General features: G+C 70.0%; 10 protein-coding genes. 5 read left to right on the top strand and 5 right to left on the bottom strand.

Annotated features, from left to right (window positions below; translation table 11 throughout):
* Positions 1-478 precede the first annotated feature (478 nt).
* The 4 genes from PHLH3_RS13770 to PHLH3_RS13785 form a co-directional block, all read right to left on the bottom strand.
* Entirely contained in the window at positions 479-718 is a 240-nt protein-coding gene (locus tag PHLH3_RS13770; RefSeq protein WP_213629894.1) for a hypothetical protein, read from the bottom strand.
* A gap of 150 nt (positions 719-868) precedes the next feature.
* Entirely contained in the window at positions 869-1,852 is a 984-nt protein-coding gene (locus tag PHLH3_RS13775) for an MDR family oxidoreductase (protein WP_213629896.1), read from the bottom strand.
* Positions 1,853-1,891: 39 nt separating this feature from the next.
* Complete coding sequence (locus PHLH3_RS13780; RefSeq protein ID WP_213629898.1) at positions 1,892-2,524, bottom strand: TetR/AcrR family transcriptional regulator; 633 nt, start codon at positions 2,522-2,524, stop codon at positions 1,892-1,894.
* Positions 2,525-2,604: 80 nt separating this feature from the next.
* Positions 2,605-3,252, bottom strand: a complete 648-nt coding sequence (locus PHLH3_RS13785; RefSeq protein WP_213629900.1) for a DsbA family oxidoreductase — start codon at positions 3,250-3,252, stop codon at positions 2,605-2,607.
* Between the two features lie 244 nt (positions 3,253-3,496).
* On the opposite strand from PHLH3_RS13785, the gene fusA reads away from it, so the two are divergent.
* Both fusA and PHLH3_RS13795 read left to right on the top strand, forming a co-directional pair.
* Positions 3,497-5,599 carry an elongation factor G gene (gene fusA / locus PHLH3_RS13790; protein ID WP_173174103.1) on the top strand — a complete coding sequence of 701 codons (2,103 nt, stop codon included), beginning with the start codon at positions 3,497-3,499 and terminating at the stop codon, positions 5,597-5,599.
* 140 nt (positions 5,600-5,739) lie between these two features.
* Entirely contained in the window at positions 5,740-6,738 is a 999-nt protein-coding gene (locus tag PHLH3_RS13795) for a GNAT family N-acetyltransferase (protein ID WP_213629902.1), read from the top strand.
* 146 nt (positions 6,739-6,884) lie between these two features.
* Here PHLH3_RS13795 and PHLH3_RS13800 read toward each other — a convergent pair whose 3' ends face one another.
* Positions 6,885-7,463, bottom strand: coding sequence for an RNA polymerase factor sigma-70 (locus PHLH3_RS13800; RefSeq protein WP_213629904.1), 579 nt, complete (start codon positions 7,461-7,463; stop codon positions 6,885-6,887).
* 313 nt (positions 7,464-7,776) lie between these two features.
* On the opposite strand from PHLH3_RS13800, the gene PHLH3_RS13805 reads away from it, so the two are divergent.
* The 3 genes from PHLH3_RS13805 (at position 7,777) to PHLH3_RS13815 (ending at position 21,862) form a co-directional block, all read left to right on the top strand.
* The gene (locus PHLH3_RS13805; RefSeq protein WP_044404743.1) at positions 7,777-7,995 is read left to right on the top strand and encodes an MbtH family protein; all 219 of its coding nucleotides are present in this window, start codon (positions 7,777-7,779) and stop codon (positions 7,993-7,995) included.
* 1 nt (position 7,996) lies between these two features.
* Positions 7,997-8,755 (top strand): thioesterase domain-containing protein, encoded by a 759-nt coding sequence (locus PHLH3_RS13810; RefSeq protein ID WP_213629906.1) that lies wholly within the window; start codon positions 7,997-7,999, stop codon positions 8,753-8,755.
* Positions 8,756-8,839: 84 nt separating this feature from the next.
* Positions 8,840-21,862, top strand: a complete 13,023-nt coding sequence (locus tag PHLH3_RS13815) for a non-ribosomal peptide synthase/polyketide synthase (RefSeq protein ID WP_213629907.1) — start codon at positions 8,840-8,842, stop codon at positions 21,860-21,862.
* The last annotated feature ends 136 nt before the right edge of the window (positions 21,863-21,998 follow it).

The following is a 21,998-nucleotide window of genomic DNA, read 5'->3' on the forward strand; positions in this document are numbered from 1 at the left end:
AAAGTTCCGCCTGTCAGCGGAGCGAGCCAGCCAAGTACTTTGGATGCCAGGTTGTAATCGTGGGCAAGGTTCTGGCCCGTTGATTGTCCTGATCAGACTTCTGGATGGGAGGCCAGGACGGATGCGTTGCCAGTGGGTGGCGGGGGCATCGGTCAGGTAACCATCAAGGAGACCGGTATCGCGTTGCGCCTGGGTGGCGCTGCCTGCGAGTGGCCGGATTGACTTACAGCTAGGTACTAGGTGCGAGATCATACGGCAAGCTCCGATGATTGGATAGGGCCACAGGAGCCCGGTTGTATCCGAATCCTTCTGTTTTTTAGCGCCTCTTCATGACAATCCGTCGATTCTGGCTTCCGTGCCCCCTGCTGCCCATCTGACTTGTCCGATTCGCGGGCAAAAAAAAAGCAGCTCGGGGGGCGAGCTGCATATTGGCCAAAGGGGGGGATGGCCATGGGAGGAGCATGCAATCTGGGGTGACTCAGCCCTTGCTGGGCTGCATGTCGCGGATGGCGTTGGACATCCCTTGATCCTGTTTCACCAGCGCCCGCCGGACCTTGGCCAACTGCTCGGGCGGCAGGCCGCTCTTGCCGAACATCTCCAGGGCGAACTGGCGGACCTGCGCATCGGTGTAGGGCGTCTCCTCGCTGTACTGCGGCGAGGTGCAGCCAGCCAGGGCGAGGGCGGCGAGCAGGGCGAGGCGTGTGATCGACGTGTGCATCCGGCCCTCCTGTTCGGCTGTCTGCGTGGCGATGGGCGCAGATTAGCCAAGCGGCGGCGGAGGCAGAAATCATCAGGCTTGATAGTGATTATCGGGGTGGCGCATCGCGCGCCGGGGGAGGGTGCCGCCGGTTGGCGGCACCCGGCGGGATCAGCGGTTGACGTCCACCACCACGCGGCCGCGCACCCGGCCTTCGAGCAGCTCGCCGGCGGTGAGCACCGCCTCGCCCAGGCCGATCTCGCGGGTGATCGCGTTCAGCAGCGCGAGGTCGAGGTCACGGGCCAGGCGATCCCAGGCCTCGATGCGGTCGGCGCGCGGGCGCATCACGCTGTCGATGCCCGCCAGGGTCACGCCACGCAGGATGAAGGGCGCGACGCTGGCGGGAAAATCCATGCCCTGGGCCAGGCCGCAGGCAGCGACCGCGCCGCCGTAGCGGATGCCGGCGCAGACGTTGGCCAGGGTGTGGCTGCCGACCGAGTCGATGGCACCGGCCCAGCGCTCCTTGCCCAGCGGGCGGCCGGGTTCGGCGAGGCTGGCGCGGTCGATGATCTCGCTGGCGCCCAGGCGCTTGAGGTAGTCCGCTTCCTGCGGTCGGCCGGTGGAGGCCGCCACCTGGTAGCCGAGGCGGGCGAGCAGGGCGATGGCGAAGCTGCCGACGCCGCCGTTGGCGCCGGTCACCAGCACCTGGCCCTTGTCCGGGGTCACGCCGTTGCGCTCCAGGGTCAGCACCGAAAGCATCGCGGTGTAGCCGGCGGTGCCGATGGCCATCGCCTGGCGCGAGGTGAAGCCGGCCGGCAGCGGGATCAGCCAGTCGGCCTTGAGACGCGCCTTCTGAGCCAGGCCGCCCCAGTGCGTCTCGCCCACGCCCCAGCCGTTGAGCAGCACCTTGTCTCCGGCCTTGAAGGCGGGGCTGTCGCTGGCCTCCACGGTGCCGGCCAGGTCGATGCCGGCGACCATGGGGAAGCTGCGCACCACCGGGCCCTTGCCAGTGATGGCCAGGCCGTCCTTGTAGTTCAGGGTGCTGTAGTCGACCTTCACGGTGACCTCGCCCGCGGGCAGTTGCGCCTCGTCCAGCTCGGCCAGCGTGGCGCGGTAGCCGGTGTCGTCCTTGTCGATCAGGATGCCTTTGAACATCGGGTGTCTCCTCATGCGGAACCTAGGGAAAGGGACGGGCTAGCGCGGCAGCCCGGCGAGAAATCCTTCGATGAAACAGTCCAGCGGCGCGTTGCCCTGCACCAGCCGGGCGCGCAGCACGGCGCCTTCCCAGCCGATCCAGAAGAACGCGGCCCAGCGCTCGCAATCCGTGTCCGGAGCCAGCTCGCCCTCGGCCTTGGCGGCCTCCAGGCACAGGGCCAGGCGCTGCTGCCAACTGAGCAGGATGGCCTCCAGGGACTCGCGGAAGGCCTCCGGCAGCTGGGTCACCTCCTGGCCCAGGTTGCCCACCAGGCAGCCTCGGCGGAATTCGAAACGCAGCATGCCGGCCTTGGCGTCCTCGACGAAGGCGGCGATGCGCGCCAGCGGAGGGCGCGACGCGTCCAGCAGGCAGCGGTCCAGCTTGCGCGCGAAGTAGTCGGCGTAGTTCGCCAGCACCGCGTGGCCGAAGTCTTCCTTGCTCTGGAAGTAGTGGTAGAACGAGCCCTTGGGCACGCCGACGCGGCTCAGCACCGCATCGATGCCGGTGCTGAGGAAACCCTGCTCGGTGAGGATCTCGGTGCCGCAACGCACCAGGGCGTCGCGGGTGTCGGGGTTGTCGCGATTGACCTTGGGCGGTCGGCCGCGACGGGGCGGGGGTATGGAATCGGTCATGGCGGGGGGATATTAGACCGATTGTCTATAAAATCAATGGCGGGTGCGTCGCATCGCTCGCACCCGCCTCGCGCAGCCCCTTATCCGGCAGCGACGAGCTGGCGGATCGCCTGTTCGAAATACTCCGCCGGCTGGCCACCGCTGATCAGGTGGCGGCCGTTGAGGATCACCGACGGCACCGAGCGGATGCCGTGGCTCGTGTAGAAGTGTTCCTCCTCGCGCACCTCCTCGGCGAAGCGGCCGGACTCCAGCACCTCGCGCGCCGCCGCCGCGTCCAGCCCGGCGGCTGCGGCCACTTCCACCAGCACCGCGCGGTCGCTGGGGTTGCGCCCCTCGCTGAAGTAGGCGGCCAGCAGGCCCTGCTTGAGCGCCAGTTGGCGGCCTTCCAGCCCTGCCCAGTGCAGCAGGCGGTGGGCGTCGAAGGTGTTGTAGATGCGCCCGCGCGCCTGCATGTCGAAGCGGAAGCCCACCTCGGCGCCGCGCTGGCGGATGTGCTCGCGGTTGGCCGCCACCTGCTCCGGCGTGCTGCCGTACTTCTGCTGGATGTGCTCGACGATGTCCTGGCCTTCCGGCGGCATGTCCGGGTTCAGCTCGAAGGGCTTGAAGGCGAGCGTGACCTTCACCTCGTCGCCGAGGTTGGCGATGGCCTGCTGCAGCGCGCCCAGCCCGACCGCGCACCAGGGGCAGACCACGTCGGATACGAAGTCGATGCTGATGGCCTTGCTCATGGGAAATGCTCCGTGATGGGGGAAGGCGCCCAGTCTATGCCTCGAAAGCGTGCACCGCGACGTATCGCACGACTGTCATCGGCCGGCGGTAAAAAAACAGCGGCCTGACGACGCTTCCAGGCTTGCGTCGGCGGCATCTTCAACCATGCTTGGTAATCCGCCCCGGCTGCTTCGCCGCTCGCGTCCCCGAGCGGCCGTGCCGTTCCCGTTCCGAACCCATCCCGACCATTACGAGGTGTAGACAATGGCCCGCGCGACCCCCATCAACCGCTACCGCAACATCGGCATCGTGGCCCACGTGGATGCGGGCAAGACCACCACCACCGAGCGGATCCTGTTCTACACCGGGGTCAACCACAAGATGGGCGAAGTGCACGACGGCGCCGCCACCATGGACTGGATGGTGCAGGAGCAGGAGCGCGGCATCACCATCACCTCGGCCGCCACCACCGCCTTCTGGTCCGGTTCGGCCAAGCAGTTCGACAAGTACCGCTTCAACATCATCGACACCCCCGGGCACGTCGACTTCACCATCGAGGTGGAGCGCTCCCTGCGCGTGCTCGACGGCGCGGTGGTGGTGTTCAGCGGCGCCGACGGCGTCGAGCCGCAGTCCGAGACCGTGTGGCGCCAGGCCAACAAGTACGGCGTGCCGCGCATCGCCTACGTCAACAAGATGGACCGCGCCGGCGCCAACTTCCTCTGGGTGGTCGGGCAGATCAAGCAGCGCCTCGGCCACACCCCGGTGCCCATCCAGCTGCCCATCGGCGCCGAGGAGAACTTCGAGGGCCAGATCGACCTGCTGAAGATGAAGGCCATCTACTGGAACGATGCCGACCAGGGCACCAGCTTTCGCGAGGAGGAGATCCCCGCCAACCTGCTCGCCGAAGCCCAGGAATGGCGCGAGAAGCTGGTCGAGGCCGCCGCCGAGTCCAGCGAAGAGCTGATGAACAAGTACCTCGAGGGCGAGGAGCTCTCCATCGAGGAGATCAAGGCCGGCCTGCGCCAGCGCACCATCGCCTGCGAGATCGTGCCCGCCGTGCTCGGCTCCTCGTTCAAGAACAAGGGCGTGCCCCTGGTGCTCGACGCGGTGATCGAGCTGCTGCCGGCGCCCATCGAGATCCCCGCGATCAAGGGTACCCACCCGGACGACGAAAACCGCCACGACGAGCGCCATGCCGACGACGACGAACCCTTCTCGGCGCTGGCCTTCAAGATCGCCACCGACCCCTTCGTCGGCACCCTGACCTTCACCCGCGTCTACTCCGGCGTACTGAGCTCCGGCGACTCGGTGCTCAACTCGGTCAAGGGCAAGAAGGAGCGCGTCGGCCGCATGGTGCAGATGCACGCCAACACCCGCGAGGAGATCAAGGAAGTGCGCGCCGGCGACATCGCCGCGCTGATCGGCATGAAGGACGTCACCACCGGCGACACCCTGTGCGACCTCGACAAGCCGATCATCCTCGAACGCATGGACTTCCCCGAGCCGGTGATCTCGGTGGCGGTGGAGCCCAAGACCAAGGCCGACCAGGAGAAGATGGGCATCGCCCTCGGCAAGCTGGCCCAGGAAGACCCGTCCTTCCGCGTGCGCTCGGACGAGGAGTCCGGCCAGACCATCATCTCCGGCATGGGCGAGCTGCACCTGGACATCCTCATCGACCGCATGAAGCGCGAGTTCAACGTCGAGGCCAACATCGGCAAGCCCCAGGTCGCCTACCGCGAGAAGATCCGCAATCGCTGCGAGATCGAAGGCAAGTTCGTCCGCCAGTCCGGCGGCCGCGGCCAGTTCGGCCACTGCTGGATCCGCTTCGAACCGGGCGAGGAGGGCAAGGACACCCTGGAGTTCGTCAACGAAGTGGTGGGCGGCGTCATCCCGCGCGAATACATCCCGGCGATCCAGAAGGGCATCGAGGAGCAGATGAAGAACGGTGTGCTCGCCGGCTACCCGCTGCTCGGCCTCAAGGCCACGGTGTTCGACGGCTCCTACCACGACGTCGACTCCAACGAGATGGCGTTCAAGATCGCCGCCTCCATGGCCACCAAGCAGCTGGCGCAGAAGGGCGGCGCGGTGCTGCTGGAGCCGATCATGAAGGTCGAGGTGGTCACCCCCGAGGACTACATGGGCGACGTCATGGGCGACCTCAACCGCCGGCGCGGCCTGATCCAGGGCATGGACGAAGCGCCGGCCGGGCGCATCATCCGCGCCGAAGTGCCGCTGGGCGAGATGTTCGGCTACGCCACCGACGTGCGCTCCATGTCCCAGGGCCGCGCCAGCTACTCCATGGAGTTCTCCCGCTACGCCGAAGCCCCGGCCAACATCGCCGACGCCATCGTCAAGAAACAGGGCTAGCCTCGCGCATGGCCCTCTCCACGGGGAGGGCCATCCTGTAGCCCGGGCTTCAGCGCGGGAACTCCCCGCGACAATCCCCTAATTTTCCCTCGCGCCCCGACGTCATCTGTTGCACAGACCTCCCATTTCGCGAGCCTCCCATGCCCCAGCTGACCCCCCTGTCGAACCTCCCGCTGCCCGGTGGGCAGAGCCTCGGCGCCGACGAGACCGACACCCGCCTGCACCTCACCCTCGACGGCCGGGCGCTGATCGACCTGGTGCTGCAACGCGGTGCAGAACCGCGCCTGCAGGTGCTCGGCACCCAGCCGGATGTGCACGCCCTGCACGCCGCCTGCTACTGGTTGCTGGCCCGCGACCCGGCCTGCCAGCGCCTGCACTGGCAACTGCCCCAGGTGCCCACCGAGGCCCTGGCCAGCGGCCTGCTGCTGGCCAGCGGGGCAGGGGAGTACCGCTGCGAGCGCGGCCAGTTCTGGCAGCTGCCGGCGCCCTGGATCGCCGCCGCCAGCCCCTACCCGGAGCGCATGGTCGTCAGCGACGGCAAGCGCCACCCGCAGCGCCCGCCCAAGCCCGGCGGCGAGCTCTACCGGCGTTTCGACGCGCGCCTGGGCAGCTGGATTTCCCTGCGCGCGCTGGATATCGACAGCGACCTGGAACGCTTCAACCGCTGGCAGAACTCGCCCCGCGTGCTGGCGTTCTGGCAGGAAGGCGGCGACCTCGACCAGCACCGCGCCTACCTGCAGAAGCTGCACGACGACCCCCACGCGCTGACCCTGATCGGCTGCTTCGACGACCAGCCCTTCGCCTACTTCGAAGCCTACTGGGCCAAGGAAGACCGCATCGCGCCGTTCTACGCGGTGGACGACTACGACCGCGGCATCCACATGCTGGTGGGCGAGGAGAGCCATCGCGGCCCGCACAAGGTGGCCAGCTGGCTGGCGGCGCTGACCCACTTCCTCTTCCTCGACGACCCACGTACCCGCCGCGTGGTGGCCGAGCCCCGCGCCGACAACGCGCGGATGATCGGCCACATGCAGCACCTGGGTTACTACCGGGAGAAGGAGTTCGACTTCCCGCACAAGCGCGCCGCACTCATGGCCATCGGCCGCGAGCGCTTCTTCGACCATTGCGTGCTGGCCTGAGCAAGCAACGTTCTCCCTAGGTAGCCCGGGCTTCAGCCCGGGACCGTGGTCGCAGCAATCCCCGGACTGAAGTCCGGGCTACGGGGCTGGCCTGAGGCGTGGAATCTCCGGGGCCTTCGCCCCGGGATGACGATCCGGGGGAAGGATCAGGCGGATTTTTCGCGGCGCTCCCCGTCGTTGCCGGCGGCCTTCTCGGCTTCGGCGCGGGTCACCTTGCGGCAATGCACCAGGGCATCGCGGATCATGAAGTTGACCAGGGTCGGGGAGACGCCCAGCTCCTTGGCGATGTCCTTCTGCGGCACGCCGTGCAGGCGGTACATCTCGAAGGCGTAGCGGGTGCGCGCCGGCAGTTCGGCCAGGGCATCGGCTATGTGTTCGAGGGTCGCGTAGTTGATGTGCGAAGCCTCGGGCGAAGCCCCCAGGGTCACCACCACGTTGAGGCCCTCCTCCTCGGTGCCGGAATATCTCTGCTCCAGGGCCTGCTTGCGGTAGTGGTCGATGGCCAGGTTGCGCACGATCTGGAACAGGTAGCTGAGCTGCGCCTTGAACGACGAGGTGATCTGCGGGGCCGAATGCAGCCTGAAGAACGCATCCTGCACCACATCCTCGGCGCGGGAACGGCATCCGGTGATACGCGCGGCGATCTTCACGAGGATCGAGCGGTTATCGATGAATGCCTGGAGTAAGGGTGAATCGCACCTGCTTGTGGACAGTTGATCCGTCATGGAAATCACCTTGCGCTTGGGGAGGCAGAGGGCGCCGGGAAGGGGGCGGCCTGTTCAGCGGGGTAACAAATTATGTCCAATGATAATCATTGTCAAATGCGATGAATAATTAATATTCGACTTTCTGCAGCAGAGCACGGGCAGGCTTCAGCTCTGTTGCAGCGCCGCTCTGCGTCGGCACTTCCGATCAACGGCGCAGCGCGGCCCCGGGGCGGGGACGATCCGCTAATTATTTTCGGGCTCCATCCGTTCTCCTCTGTGAAAGCGCGGGCAGGTGGCCCCGCTGCATGGGTTTCGCAGACAGGAGAACGACATGGTGTTCGATCGTGATGACGTGGTGTTCCAGGTGGTCATCAACCACGAGGAGCAGTACTCGATCTGGCCGGACTACAAGGCCATCCCCGCCGGCTGGCGCGCCGCCGGCAAGAGCGGGCTGAAGCAGGAGTGCCTGGCGTACATCGAGGAGCACTGGACCGACATGCGCCCCCTGAGCCTGCGCAAGCAGATGGAACAGGCCGAAGGGGTGGCCTGAGGTGAGCGCGCCGATCAGCCTGCGCCTGTTCTGCCTGCCGTACTCCGGCGCCAGCGCCATGGCCTACAACCGCTGGCGGCGCATCCTGCCCGCCTGGCTGGTGGTGCAGCCGCTGGAACTGCCGGGGCGCGGCATGCGCATGGACGAGCCGCTGCACACCCGCCTCGACACGCTGGTGGCGCAGCTCGCCCGCGAGGTCGCGCCCCAGGTGCAGCAGCCCTACGCGCTGTTCGGCCACAGCCTGGGCGGGCTGCTCGCCTTCGAGCTGGCCCACGCCCTGCGCGAGAAGGGGCTGCCCGAGCCCCTGGCGCTGTTCCCCTCGGCCACCGCCGGCCCGGCCCGGCGCAATGTCGATGACTACCGCGACGCCAAGAGCGACGCCGAGCTGATCGCCAGGCTGCGCAGCCTCCAGGGCACCCCGGAGGAGGCCCTGGCCAACGAGGAGCTGCTGCGCCTGACGCTGCCCATCCTGCGCGCCGACTTCCTCGTTGCCGGCAGCTACGCCTACCGCCGGCGCGAGCCGCTGTGCTCGCCCATCCACGTGCTCGGCGGCAAGGCCGACGAGCTGCGCGTGGACCAGCTGCTGGACTGGCAGGACGAGACCGCCACCGGCTTCTCCCTCGATATGTTCGAGGGGCACCACTTCTTCCTCCAGCAACAGGAGGCCGCCGTGCTGCGCACCCTCAAGCGCTACGCCGAGCAGCACCTGCTGCGCCTGCGCGCCCGCACGTCGCGCCAGGTTCCGCTGGCGGCCGGCTGAGCCGCCCGGCGCGGCCGTCGTGCCGGGCGCGCCCCTTCGTTTCAACGAACCCCGAATTCAAGCCGCATCAGGCAGGACGACAACATGATGGACGCCTTCGAACTCCCCAGCACCCTGGTCCAGGCCCTGCAGCGCCGCGCTGCCGAACAGCCGGAACGCCTCGCCCTGCGCTTTCTCGAAGGCGAGGGCGACGGCGTGGTCATCAGCTACCGGGAGCTGGACCGGTGCGCCCGGGTGATCGCCGCCGCCCTGCAGGCGGAAGCGGAGTTCGGCGACCGCGCGGTGCTTCTGTTCGACAGTGGCCCCGATTACGTCGCCGCGTTCTTCGGCTGCCTCTACGCCGGCGTCATCGCCGTGCCCGCCTACCCGCCGGAGTCCGCACGCCGCCATCACCAGCTGCGCCTGCTGTCGATCATCGACGACGCCGAGCCGGCCCTGGTGCTGACCAGCGCCGCCCTGCGCGAACCCCTGCAGCAACTGAGCACCGACCTGGGCACTGCCGGCCCGGCGCTGCTCTGCGTCGAGGACCTGCAGGACGAACTGGCCGACGCCTGGTGCGAGCCGGTGCTGGCCGCCGACGACATCGCCTTCCTGCAATACACCTCCGGCTCCACCTCGCTGCCCAAGGGCGTGCAGGTGAGCCACGGCAACCTGGTGGCCAATGAGCTGCTGATCCGCCGTGGCTTCGGCATCGGCGCGGACGACGTGATCGTCAGCTGGCTGCCGCTCTACCACGACATGGGCCTGATCGGCGGCCTGCTGCAACCTATCTTCAGCGGCGTGCCCTGCGTGCTCATGTCGCCGCGCTACTTCCTCGAACGCCCGGTGCGCTGGCTGGAGGCCATCGCCCAGTACGGTGGCACCGTCAGCGGCGGCCCCGATTTCGCCTACCGCCTGTGCTGCGAGCGGGTCAGCGCCGCGGCCCTGGCGCGGCTGGACCTCAGCGGCTGGCGCGTGGCTTTCTCCGGCTCCGAGCCGATCCGCCAGGACAGCCTCGAGCGCTTCGCCGGCCAGTTCGCCGCCTGCGGCTTCTCCGCCGCCAGCTTCCTCGCCTGCTACGGCCTGGCCGAGGCGACCCTGTTCGTCACCGGCGGTGTGCGCGGCCAGGGCATTCCCGCCCTCGGCGTGGACGGCGCCGCACTGGCTCGGAACCGCATCGAGCCGGGCGCCGACAGCCTGCTGATGAGCTGCGGCTTCGGCCAACCCGGGCACGCGGTGATGATCGTCGAGCCGGCCACCGGCGCCACGCTCGGCGAGAACCAGGTGGGCGAGATCTGGGCCAGCGGCCCGAGCATCGCCCACGGCTACTGGCGCAACCCGGAAGCCACCGCCAAGGCCTTCGTCGACCGTGACGGCACCAGTTGGCTGCGCACCGGCGACCTGGGCTTTTTGCGCGACGGCGAGCTGTTCGTCAGCGGCCGCCTCAAGGACATGCTCATCGTCCGGGGCCACAACCTCTACCCGCAGGACATCGAGCGCACCGTCGAGACCGAGGTGGCGCAGGTGCGCAAGGGCCGCGTCGCCGCCTTCGCCGTGGAACAGGACGGCGAGGAGGGCATCGGCATCGCCGTGGAGATCGGCCGCAGCGTGCAGAAGGCCCACGCACCGGAAACCCTGATCCGCATGATCCGCCAGGCCGTGGCCGAGGCCTGCCAGGAGGCGCCGCGCGTGGTGGTGCTGCTCAACCCCGGCGCCTTGCCCAAGACCTCCAGCGGCAAGCTGCAACGCTCCGCCTGCCGCAGCGGCCTGGAAGACGGCAGCCTCGACGCCTACGCCTGCTTCCCCGATGCCGCCGCCAGCGCCACGCCGGTTGCCAGCAGTGAGGCGGCCGGTGACCTGCAACAGCGCATCGCCGCCCTCTGGTCCGAGCAGTTGCAGGTGCCGGTGGTGAACGCCGACGACAGTTTCTTCCTGCTCGGCGGCAACTCCATCGGCGCCGCCCAGGTGATGGCGCGCCTGCGCGACGAACTGGGCCTGGAGCTGGAACTGCGCCAGCTCTTCGAGGCCCGCTCCCTGGCCGAATTCACTGCTGCGGTGCAGGCCCAGCAGGCCAGCGGTGCACCGCGCCAGGGCACCATCCCGCGCCTGCCGCGCAACCAGGACCTGCCGCAATCCCCGGCGCAGAACCGCCTCTGGTTCCTCTGGCAGCTGGACCCGCAGAGCGCCGCCTACAACATCCCCGGCGGCCTGCGCCTGCGCGGCGAGCTGGACGAAGGCGCCGTGCTGCGCAGCTTCCAGCAACTGGTGCAGCGCCACGAAGCGCTGCGCACGCGCTTCCTCGAACGGGACGGCGTCGCCCTGCAACGCATCCTGCCGTCCCAGGAACTGGGCCTGTCGCGCCTCGACCTCAGCCACCTCGACGGCGCCGAGCGCGACGCCCGTGTCGCCCAGCTGCGCGAAGAGGAAGCCCAGGTGCCCTTCGACCTGGAGCAGGGCCCGCTGCTGCGACTGACCCTGGTGCGCCTGGACGACGAACAGCACCAGCTGTGGCTGACCCTGCACCACATCGTCGCTGACGGCTGGTCGCTGAACCTGCTGCTGGACGAATTCTCCCGCCTCTATGGCGCCGCTTGCGGTGGCCCGGCGGCGGACCTGGCGCCCTTGCCCCTGGGCTACGCCGACTTCGCCGCCTGGCAGCGCCAGTGGCTGGCCGAGGGCGAGGCCGAGCGCCAGCTGGCCTGGTGGCGCGAGCAGCTGGGCGACGAGGCCCCGGCCCTGCAACTGCCCACCGACCGCCCGCGCACCGCCCAGCGCAGCCACGCCGCCGCGCGCCACAGCCTGCGCCTGGACGACGACCTGGCCAAGGCCCTGCGCACGCTGGTCCAGGCCGAGCACTCGACCCTGTTCATGGTGCTGCTGGCGGCCTTCCAGGGCCTGCTGTTCCGCCTCAGCGGGCAGGCGGACATCCGCGTCGGTGTGCCCGGCGCCAACCGCCAGCGCCTGGAAACCCAGGGCCTGGTCGGCTTCTTCATCAACACCCTGGTGCTGCGTGGCCAGCTCGACGGCCGCCGCACCTTCGGTGAACTGCTGGCCCAGGCCCGCGAGGCCACCCTCGGTGCCCAGGCGCATCAGGACCTGCCCTTCGACCGCCTGGTGGACGCCCTTGGCGGCGAGCCGTTCCAGGTCATGTTCAACCACCAGCAGCGCGACCTCTCAGCGCTGCGCCGCCTGCCGGGCCTGCTCGCCGACGAGCTGCCCTGGCACAGCCGCGAGGCCAAGTTCGACCTGCAACTGCACAGCGAGGAAGACGCCCGTGGCCGCCTGACCCTGGCCTTCGACTACGCCACCGAACTGTTCGACGCCGGCAGCGTGCGCCGCCTGGCCGAGCGCTTCGTCAGCCTGCTGCGCCAGGTGGCCGAGCAGCCTGAGCTTGCCCTGGGCGATATCCAGTTGCTGGACGAGGCCGAGCGCAGCCAGCTTGCCGGCTGGGCCCGAGCGCCACAGCCCGCCGCCAGCCGCTGGTTGCCCGAATTGCTGGAACGACAGGCCGCCGCCGACCCGCAGCGCATCGTCCTCCAGTGGGCCGAAGGGCAACTGGACAGCGCCACGCTGCACCGCCGCGCCAACCGCCTGGCCCATCGCCTGCAGGCCCTTGGCGTCGGCCCCGACGTGCCGGTGGCCATCGCCGCCGAGCGCTCGCCGGAACTGCTGGTCGGCCTGCTGGCCATCATCAAGGCCGGCGGCGCCTATGTACCGCTGGACGTGGACTACCCCCGCGAACGTATCGCCTACATGCTGCAGGACTGCGGCGCGCGCCTGCTGCTGACCCAGTCGCAGCAGGTGGAGCGCCTGCCGATTCATGAGGGCGTCCGCGTCATCGAGCTGGACCGGGAGGAGGGCGACTGGCCCGACAGCCCGCCGAATGCCGCCGTGCACGGCGACAACCTCGCCTACGTCATCTACACCTCCGGCTCCACCGGCCAGCCCAAGGGCGTCGGCAACACCCACGCCGCCCTGGCCGAGCGCCTGGCCTGGATGCAGGCGCAATACCGCCTGGATGCCAGCGACGTGCTGCTGCAGAAGGCCCCGGTGAGCTTCGACGTCTCCGTCTGGGAATGCTTCTGGCCGCTGGTCACCGAGGCGCGCCTGGTGCTGGCCGCGCCCGGCGAGCACCGCGACCCGCGCCGCCTGGTGCAGCTGGTGCGTGACCACGGCGTGACCACGTTGCACTTCGTGCCGCCGCTGCTGCAGCTGTTCATCGAGGAGGCGGGCGTCAGCGAATGCACCTCCCTGCGCCGCCTGTTCTCCGGTGGCGAGGCGCTGCCCGCCTCCCTGCGTGACCGGGTGCTGGAGCGCCTGCCGGCGGTGCGCCTGGACAACCGCTACGGCCCCACCGAAACCGCCATCAACGTCACCCACTGGCAATGCCGCGTCGAAGACGGCGAGCGCTCACCCATCGGCCAGCCCCTGGGCAACGTGCTCTGCCATGTGCTGGATGCCGAGCTCTCGGCCCTGCCGGTCGGCGTGCCCGGCGAGCTGTGCATCGGTGGCGCGGGCCTCGCCCGTGGCTACCTGGGCCGCGCGGCACTCACCGCCGAACGCTTCGTGCCCGACCCCTTCGGCGAGCCGGGCGCGCGCCTGTACCGCACCGGTGACCGCGCCCGCTGGGGCACCGACGGCGCGCTGGACTACCTCGGCCGCCTCGACAGCCAGGTCAAGCTGCGCGGCTTCCGTGTCGAGCCGGAAGAAATCCGCGCCCGCCTGCTGGCCCAGCCCGGCGTCGGACAGGCCGTGGTGGTGCTGCGCGACGGCCCCGGCGGCCCGCGCCTGGTGGGCTACTACTGCGCCAACGGTGCCAACGAAGAGGAAGCCCGGCAGACCGAGCGCCTGCTGCAGGCCCTGCGTGACGAGCTGCCGGAGTACATGGTGCCGGCGCAGCTGATGCGCCTGGAGGCACTGCCGGTCGGCCCCAGCGGCAAGCTGGACCGCCGCGCGCTGCCCGAGCCGGCCTGGCAGCAGGCCGAGCACCGTGAGCCTGCCACTGAGCTGGAGCAACGGGTCGCCGCCATCTGGCGCGAGGTGCTGGGCAGCCAGCGCATCGGCCTGGACGACGACTTCTTCGCCCTCGGTGGCCATTCGCTGCTGGCCACCCAGATCGTCTCCCGCACCCGCCAGGCCTGCGACGTCGAGCTGCCGCTGCGCGCGCTGTTCGAGGCCAGCACCCTGGCCGGTTTCTGCGCCGAAGTGGCGCGCATCCAGGCCAGCGGCCAGGTGGACAGCCAGGGCGTGATCGCCCGCGTCGACCGCAGCCGCCCGGTGCCGCTGTCCTATTCCCAGCAGCGCATGTGGTTCCTCTGGCAACTGGAGCCGGACAGCCCCGCCTACAACGTCGGCGGCCTCGCGCGCCTCAGCGGCCCGCTGGACGTGGCCCGCTTCGAGGCCGCCTTGCAGGCACTGGTGCAGCGCCACGAGACCCTGCGCACCACCTTCCCCAGCGAGAACGGCGTGCCGCGCCAGCAGGTGGCCGAGCAATCGAACCTGGTCATGGGCTGGGAGGATTTCTCCGCTCTGGACGCCGACACCCGCCAGGCCCGCCTGCAGGCGCTGGCCGATGACGAGGCCCATCGCCCCTTCGACCTGGAAACCGGTCCGCTGCTGCGGGTGGTGATGGTCAAGGGCGGCGAGCGCGAGCACCACCTGGTGGTGACCCTGCACCACATCGTCACCGAAGGCTGGGCGATGGACATCTTCGCCCGCGAACTGGGCGCGCTCTACGAGGCCTTCCTCGACGACCGCGAATCGCCCCTGGCGCCGTTGCCGGTGCAGTACCTCGACTACAGCGCCTGGCAGCGCCAGTGGCTGGAGAGTGGCGAGCGCCAGCGCCAGCTGGACTACTGGACGGCCCAGCTGGGCCACGAGCACCCGCTGCTGGAGCTGCCGACGGACCGCCCACGCCCGCCGGCCCAGAGCCACCGGGGCGAGCTGTACCGCTTCGACCTGCCGGCCGCACTGGCCGAGCGCGTGCGCGCCTTCAACGCGGCCAACGGCCTGACCCTGTTCATGACCATGACCGCCACCCTGGCCGTGCTGCTGCACCGCTACAGCGGCCAGCAGGACCTGCGCATCGGCGCGCCGGTGGCCAACCGCATCCGCCCGGAAAGCGAAGGGCTGATCGGCGCCTTCCTCAATACCCAGGTGCTGCGTTGCCAGCTCGACGGGCAGATGAGCGTCGCCGCGCTGCTGGAGCAGGTGCGCCACACCGTGATCGAGGGCCAGTCTCACCAGGACCTGCCCTTCGACCAGCTCGTCGAGGCCCTGCAGCCGCCGCGCAGCAGCGCCTACAACCCGCTGTTCCAGGTGATGTGCAACGTGCAGCGCTGGGAGTTCCAGCAGACCCGCGAGCTGGCAGGGATGAAGGTCGAGTACATCGCCAACGACGCCCGCGCCACCAAGTTCGACCTCAACCTGGAAGTCACCGACCTCGACCATCGCCTCGGCTGCTGCTTCACCTACAGCTCCGACCTGTTCGACGAGCCGCGCATCGCGCGCATGGCCACCCACCTGTGCAACCTGCTGGCGGCGCTGCTGGGCGACCCCGCGCGGCGCCTGGCCGAGCTGCCGCTGCTGGGTGAAAGCGAGCGCCTGGCGCAGCTCGAAAGTCTGGGCGAGGAGCCCGGCGAGCACCGCCTCGACGGCTGCATCCATCATTTGTTCGCCGCGCAGGCTGCGCGCACGCCCAGGGCGCCGGCCCTGACCTTCGCCGGCGAGACCCTCGACTACGCCACCCTGGACGCCCGCGCCAACCGCCTGGCCCACCTGCTGCGCGAGCGTGGCGTCCGCCCCGAGGTGCGCGTCGGCCTGGCCCTGGAGCGTTCGGCGGCGATGGTGGTCGGCCTGCTGGCCATCCTCAAGGCCGGCGGCGCCTACGTGCCGCTGGACCCGGAATACCCCACCGAGCGCCTGCACTACATGATCGAGGACAGCGGCATCGTCCTGCTGCTGGGCCAGGCCGCGCTGTTCGACACCCTCGGCGAGCTGCCGGGCGGCGTCGACCGCTGGTGCCTGGAAGAGGACGAGGCCGCGCTGGCCGCATACCCCGCCAGCGCACCGGTGGACCTCGCGCGGCCGCAGCACCAGGCGTACCTGATCTACACCTCCGGCTCCACCGGCAAGCCCAAGGGCGTGGCGGTCAGCCACGGCGAGATCGCCATGCACTGCCAGGCGGTGATCCGCCGCTTCGGCATGCGCGCCGACGACTGCGAGCTGCACTTCTATTCCATCAACTTCGACGCCGCCAGCGAGCGCCTGCTGACGCCGCTGCTGTGCGGCGCGCGCCTGGTGCTGCGGGCCCAGGGCCAGTGGGGCGCCGAGGACATCTGCCAGCTCATCCGCGAGCAGGGCGTGACCATCCTCGGCTTCACCCCCAGCTACGGCAGCCAGCTGGCGCAATGGCTCGGCGCGCGGGGCGAAACCCTGCCGGTGCGCCTGGTGATCACCGGGGGCGAGGCGCTCACCGCCGAACACCTGCAGCGCATCCGCGCGGGCTTTGCGCCCCAGGCCTTCTTCAACGCCTACGGCCCCACCGAAACGGTGGTCATGCCCCTGGCCGCCCTGGCCCCGGCGCAGTTGGAGGAGGGCGCCGCCAGCGTGCCCATCGGCCGCATGGTCGGCGCGCGGGTGGCCTGCATCCTCGACGCTGACCTGGCCCTGGTGCCGCCCGGCGCCATCGGCGAGCTCTATGTCGGCGGCGCCGGCCTCGCCCGTGGCTACCACCGGCGCCCGGGCCTCACCGCCGAACGCTTCGTGCCCAACCCCTTCGCCACCGACGGCGGGCGCCTGTACCGCACCGGCGATCTGGTGCGCCAGCGCGACGACGGCCAGCTGGAATACCTCGGCCGCATCGACCAGCAGGTGAAGGTGCGCGGCTTCCGCATCGAGCTGGGCGAGATCGAAGCACGCCTGCTGGAACACCCGGCGGTGCGCGAGACCGTGGTGCTGGCCCTGGACAGCCCCAGCGGCAAGCAGCTGGCCGGCTACGTGGCCTGCGCGGCGGCGGAAGAGGGCGCCGATGCGCAACAGGCGCTGCGTGAAACCCTCAAGGCGCACCTGCGTGCCCAGCTGCCGGAACACATGGTGCCGGCGCACCTGGTGCTGCTCGCCAGCCTGCCGCTGACGCCCAACGGCAAGCTCGACCGCCGCGCCTTGCCGGCGCCGGACCCGGAGCACAACCGCCAGCAGTACCTGGCGCCCGGCAGCGAGCTGGAGCAGAGCCTGGCGGCCATCTGGCGCGAGGTGCTCAACGTCGAGCAGGTCGGGCTCGCCGACAACTTCTTCGAGCTGGGCGGTGACTCCATCCTCTCCATCCAGGTGGTCAGCCGTGCCCGCCAGCAGGGCATCCACTTCAGCCCGCGCGACCTGTTCCAGCACCAGACGGTGCAAACCCTGGCCGCCGCCGCCCGCCGCGAGGCGCTGACCCAGGTGGACCAGGGCCCGGTGACCGGCGCCATGCCGCTGACGCCGATCCAGCACTGGTTCTTCGAGCAGGCGCCGGAAAACGTCGCCCACTGGAACCAATCGCTGCTGCTGGAAGCGGGCGAGCGCCTGGATGCGGGCCATCTGGAGCAGGCCCTGCAGAGCCTGGTGCAGCACCACGATGCCCTGCGCCTGTCCTTCACCCGTGACGGCAACACCTGGCATGCCGAACACCGCGCACCCGCCAGCGAGGCCGACGGCCTGCTGTGGCAGGCGCAGGTGGGCGATTTCGCCGAGGCCGACACCCTGCTGGCCGACGCCCAGCGCAGTCTCGACCTGGCCCATGGCCCGCTGCTGCGCGCCTTGCTGCTGGAAGGCCCCGACGGCCGCCAGAAGCTGCTGCTGGCCATTCACCACCTGGTGGTGGACGGCGTCTCCTGGCGCGTGCTGCTGGAGGACCTGCAAGCCGGCTATCGCCAACTGCAGGCCGGGCAACCCCTGGCGCTGCCGGCGCGCACCAGCGCCTTCAAGGCCTGGGGCGAACGCCTGGCGGCCTACGCCGGCAGCGAACCCCTTCGCGAAGAACTGCCCTGGTGGCAGGCGCAGCTCGGCGGCGACGACGCGCCGCTGCCCTGCGACCGCGATGCCGAGCAGGACCTGGAACGCGACGCCCAGCGCCTCACCCTGCGCCTGGATGCCGAGCGCACCCGGCAACTGCTGCAACAGGCGCCGGCCGCCTACCGCACCCGCGTCGACGACCTGCTGCTCACCGCCCTGGCCCGCGTGCTGTGCCGCTGGGCTGCGCGTGACTCGGTGTTGGTGCAACTGGAAGGCCACGGCCGCGAGCCGCTGTTCGACGACATCGACCTCAGCCGCACCGTCGGCTGGTTCACAAGCGCCTATGCGCTGCGCCTGGCGCCGGCCGAGGGGCTCGGTGCGGCCATCAAGGCGATCAAGGAACAGCTGCGCCAGGTGCCCCACAAGGGCCTCGGCTTCGGCGTGCTGCGTTACCTGGCCGACCCGGCCACCCGCGCCGCCATGGCGGCGCTGCCGCCGGCGCGCATCACCTTCAACTACCTGGGCCAGTTCGACGGCAGCTTCGCCGAGGGCGCGCTGCTGCGCCCGCTGGAAGAGAGCGCGGGCCCGGCCCACGACGCCGACGCCACGCTGCCCAACTGGCTGAGCGTGGACGGCCAGGTGTTCGGCGGCGAGCTGCTGCTCAACTGGACCTACAGCCAGGCGCGCTACGACCGTGCCACGGTGCAGGGCCTCGGCGAGGCCTTAATCGCCGAGCTGCAGGCGCTCATCGCCCATTGCCTGGAGCAGGGCGCCGGTGGCCCGACGCCGTCGGACTTCCCCCTGGCGAACCTGAGCCAGGAGCAGATCGACCAGCTGCCGGTGCCGGCCGCCGCCATCGACGACATCTACCCGCTGACGCCCATGCAGGAAGGCCTGCTGCTGCACACCCTGCTGGAACCGGGCACCGGCATCTACTACATGCAGGACCGTTATCGCATCAACAGCGCGCTGGACGTCGAGCGCTTCACCCGCGCCTGGCACGCCGTGGTGGCGCGGCACGAGGCGCTGCGGGCGTCCTTCGTGTGGAACGCCGGCGAGACCATGCTGCAGGTGATCCACAAGCCCGGCGCCACCGAGGTGGACGTGCTGGACTGGAGCGACCTGCCCGAGGAGGGCCACGAGGAGCGCCTGCAAGCGCTGCACCGCACCGAGCGCGAGGCCGGCTTCGACCTGCTGCACCAGCCGCCCTTCCACCTGCGCCTGATCCGCCTGGGCGAGGCGCGCTACTGGTTCATGATGAGCAACCACCACATCCTCATCGACGCCTGGTGCCGTGGCCTGCTGATGAGCGACTTCTTCGAGGTCTACGCCGCCCTGGGCGAGGGCCGTGAGCCGCAGCTGCCATTGGCGCCGCGCTACCGCGACTACATCGGCTGGCTGCAGCGCCAGGACCTGGGTCAATCCCGCGCCTGGTGGCAGGGCAACCTGGCGGGCTTCGAGCGCACCACGCACCTGCCCAGCGACCGGCCGATCCTCCGTGAGCACGCCAACGACAGCGGCGGCATGCAGGTGGGCGACCGCATCACCCGCCTGCACGCCGCCGATGGCGCGCGGCTGCGGGAACTGGCGCAGCGTCACCAGCTCACCGTCAACACCCTGGCCCAGGCGGCCTGGGCCCTGGTGCTGGCGCGCTATAGCGGCGAGCGCGACCTGGTCTTCGGCGTCACCGTGGCCGGGCGCCCGGTGGGCCTACCGGAGATGCAGCGCACCGTCGGCCTGTTCATCAACAGCATCGCCCTGCGGGTGAAGCTGCCCGCACCGGGCCAGCGCCTGGGCGTGCGTGACTGGCTGCAGGGGCTGCTGGCCAGCAACCTGGAGCTGCGCGAGCACGAGTACCTGCCGCTGGTGGCCATCCAGGAATGCAGCGAGCTGCCCAAGGGGCAGCCGCTGTTCGACAGCCTCTTCGTGTTCGAGAACGCGCCGGTGGACGTCGCGGTGCTGGACCGGGCGCAGAGCCTTTCCGCCAGCTCGGATTCCGGCCGCACCCACACCAACTTCCCGCTCACCGTGGTCTGCTACCCGGGCGATGACCTGGGCCTGCACCTGTCCTACGACCGGCGCTACTTCGAGGAAGCGACCATCGACCGCCTGCTGGGCGAGTTCAAGCGCCTGCTGCTGGCCCTGGGCGAGCACATCGAGGCCGACATGAGCGCGCTGCCGCTGCTGGGGGATGCCGAGCGCGAGCTGCTGCTTGATGGCGTTAACCAGAGCGCCCGCGACTACCCGCTGGAGCAGGGCTACGTGCGTTTGTTCGAGGCCCGGGTCGCCGCGCACCCGCAGCGCATTGCCGCCCGCTGCCTCGACCGCCAGTGGAGCTATGCCGAGCTGAACCGCCACGCCAACCGCCTGGGCCATGCCCTGGGCACCGCCGGCGTCGGCCTCGACCAGCCGGTGGCGCTGCTGGGCGAACGCGGGCTCGACCTGCTGGGCATGATGGTCGGCACCTTCAAGGCCGGCGCCGGCTACCTGCCGCTGGACCCGGCGCTGCCCACCCCGCGCCTGACGCGCATCCTCGAACTCAGCCGCGCCCCGGCGCTGGTGGCCAGCCGTGCCTGCCGCGACCAGGCGATGCTGCTGCTGGAGGAACTCGGCTGCGGCCAGCGTCCGCGCCTGCTGGTGTGGGAGGACGTGCTGCAAGGCGCCTGGCCGGAGCAGGACCCGGGCATCCACAGCGGCCCTGGCAATCTGGCCTACGTGATCTACACCTCCGGCTCCACCGGCCTGCCCAAGGGCGTGATGGTCGAGCAGGCCGGCATGCTCAACAACCAGCTGAGCAAGGTGCCGTACCTGGCGCTGACCGAGGCGGACGTGATCGCCCAGACCGCCTCGCAGAGCTTCGACATCTCGGTCTGGCAGTTCCTCGCCGCGCCGCTGTTCGGCGGCTGCACCGAGATCGTCCCCAACGCCATCGCCCACGACCCGCAGGCGCTGCTGGCCCATGTGCGCGAGCGCGGCGTCACGGTGCTGGAGAGCGTGCCCTCGCTGATCCAGGGCATGCTCGCCGAGGCCCTTGCCGTGCTCGGCGCCCTGCGCTGGATGCTGCCCACCGGCGAAGCCATGCCGCCGGAGCTGGCGCGACAGTGGCTGGAGCGCTACCCGCAGGTGGGACTGGTCAACGCCTACGGCCCGGCGGAGTGCTCGGACGATGTGGCCTTCTTCCGCGTCGACGCCGCCTCCACCGAGGGCACCTATCTGCCCATCGGCAGCCCCACCGACAACAACCGCCTGTACCTGCTGGACGACGGCTTCGAGCTGGCGCCCCTGGGCGCCGTGGGCGAACTCTGCGTCGCCGGCATCGGCGTCGGCCGTGGCTACGTCGGCGACCCGCTGCGCACCGCCTTGGCCTTCGTGCCCAACCCCTTCGGTGCGCCGGGCGAGCGCCTGTACCGCACCGGCGACCTGGCCCGCCGCCGCGCCGATGGCGTGCTGGAGTACGTCGGCCGCGTCGACCACCAGGTGAAGATCCGTGGCTACCGCATCGAACTGGGCGAGATCGAAGCCCGCCTGTTCGAGCGCCAGGACGTGCGCGACGCCGCTGTCAGCGTGCAGGAAGGCCCCACCGGCAAGTACCTGGTGGGCTACCTGGTGCCGCGCGAGGCCGAGCGCTTCGCCAATGCCGCCTCGCCGGCCAGCCGCCTGGCGGAAGAGGGCGCCTGGTTCGAAGCCATCAAGCAGCAGCTGCGTGGCGACCTGCCGGACTACATGGTGCCGCTGCACTGGCTGGTGCTCGAACGCCTGCCGCTGAACGCCAACGGCAAGCTCGACCGCAAGGCCCTGCCGCCCCTGGAGTTCGGCCCGCTGCAGGCGCAGGACTACCTGGCCCCGCGCAACGAACTGGAAACCACCCTGGTCGGCATCTGGGCCGAGGTGCTCAAGGTCGAGCGGGTCGGCGTGCGCGACAACTTCTTCGAACTCGGCGGCCACTCCCTGCTCGCCACCCAGATCGCCTCCCGCGTGCAGAAGACCCTGCAACGCAACGTGCCCCTGCGGGCCATGTTCGAGTGCACCACGGTGGAGGAACTGGCGAGCTACATCGAATCGCTGGAAGGCAGCGTCGTCACCGAGGAGAAGGCCGCACGGCTGGAGGACCTGATGGCCAGGCTGGAGATGCTGTAGCGGCAACGGGGCACGCGGAGCGGGGAGGGCTCCGCGTGCGTCGGCTGGATGGGGTGGCGCAGGGGCATTTCACACAATCCCTGAACGCACGCACATAAAGGCCTGAAAAACCTACTTAAGTAGAACCCGCCGCCGC

Origin of the sequence: Pseudomonas sp. Pc102 (assembly GCF_018408275.1) — a bacterium.
Classification (GTDB): Bacteria; Pseudomonadota; Gammaproteobacteria; order Pseudomonadales; family Pseudomonadaceae; genus Metapseudomonas; species Metapseudomonas tohonis.

Coding starts and splice junctions, on each gene's coding strand:
- PHLH3_RS13770 (WP_213629894.1), bottom strand. CDS start 718: ATGCACACGTCGATCACACGCCTCGCCCTGCTCGCCGCCCTCGCCCTG.
- PHLH3_RS13775 (WP_213629896.1), bottom strand. CDS start 1,852: ATGTTCAAAGGCATCCTGATCGACAAGGACGACACCGGCTACCGCGCC.
- PHLH3_RS13780 (WP_213629898.1), bottom strand. CDS start 2,524: ATGACCGATTCCATACCCCCGCCCCGTCGCGGCCGACCGCCCAAGGTC.
- PHLH3_RS13785 (WP_213629900.1), bottom strand. CDS start 3,252: ATGAGCAAGGCCATCAGCATCGACTTCGTATCCGACGTGGTCTGCCCC.
- fusA (WP_173174103.1), top strand. CDS start 3,497: ATGGCCCGCGCGACCCCCATCAACCGCTACCGCAACATCGGCATCGTG.
- PHLH3_RS13795 (WP_213629902.1), top strand. CDS start 5,740: ATGCCCCAGCTGACCCCCCTGTCGAACCTCCCGCTGCCCGGTGGGCAG.
- PHLH3_RS13800 (WP_213629904.1), bottom strand. CDS start 7,463: ATGACGGATCAACTGTCCACAAGCAGGTGCGATTCACCCTTACTCCAG.
- PHLH3_RS13805 (WP_044404743.1), top strand. CDS start 7,777: ATGGTGTTCGATCGTGATGACGTGGTGTTCCAGGTGGTCATCAACCAC.
- PHLH3_RS13815 (WP_213629907.1), top strand. CDS start 8,840: ATGATGGACGCCTTCGAACTCCCCAGCACCCTGGTCCAGGCCCTGCAG.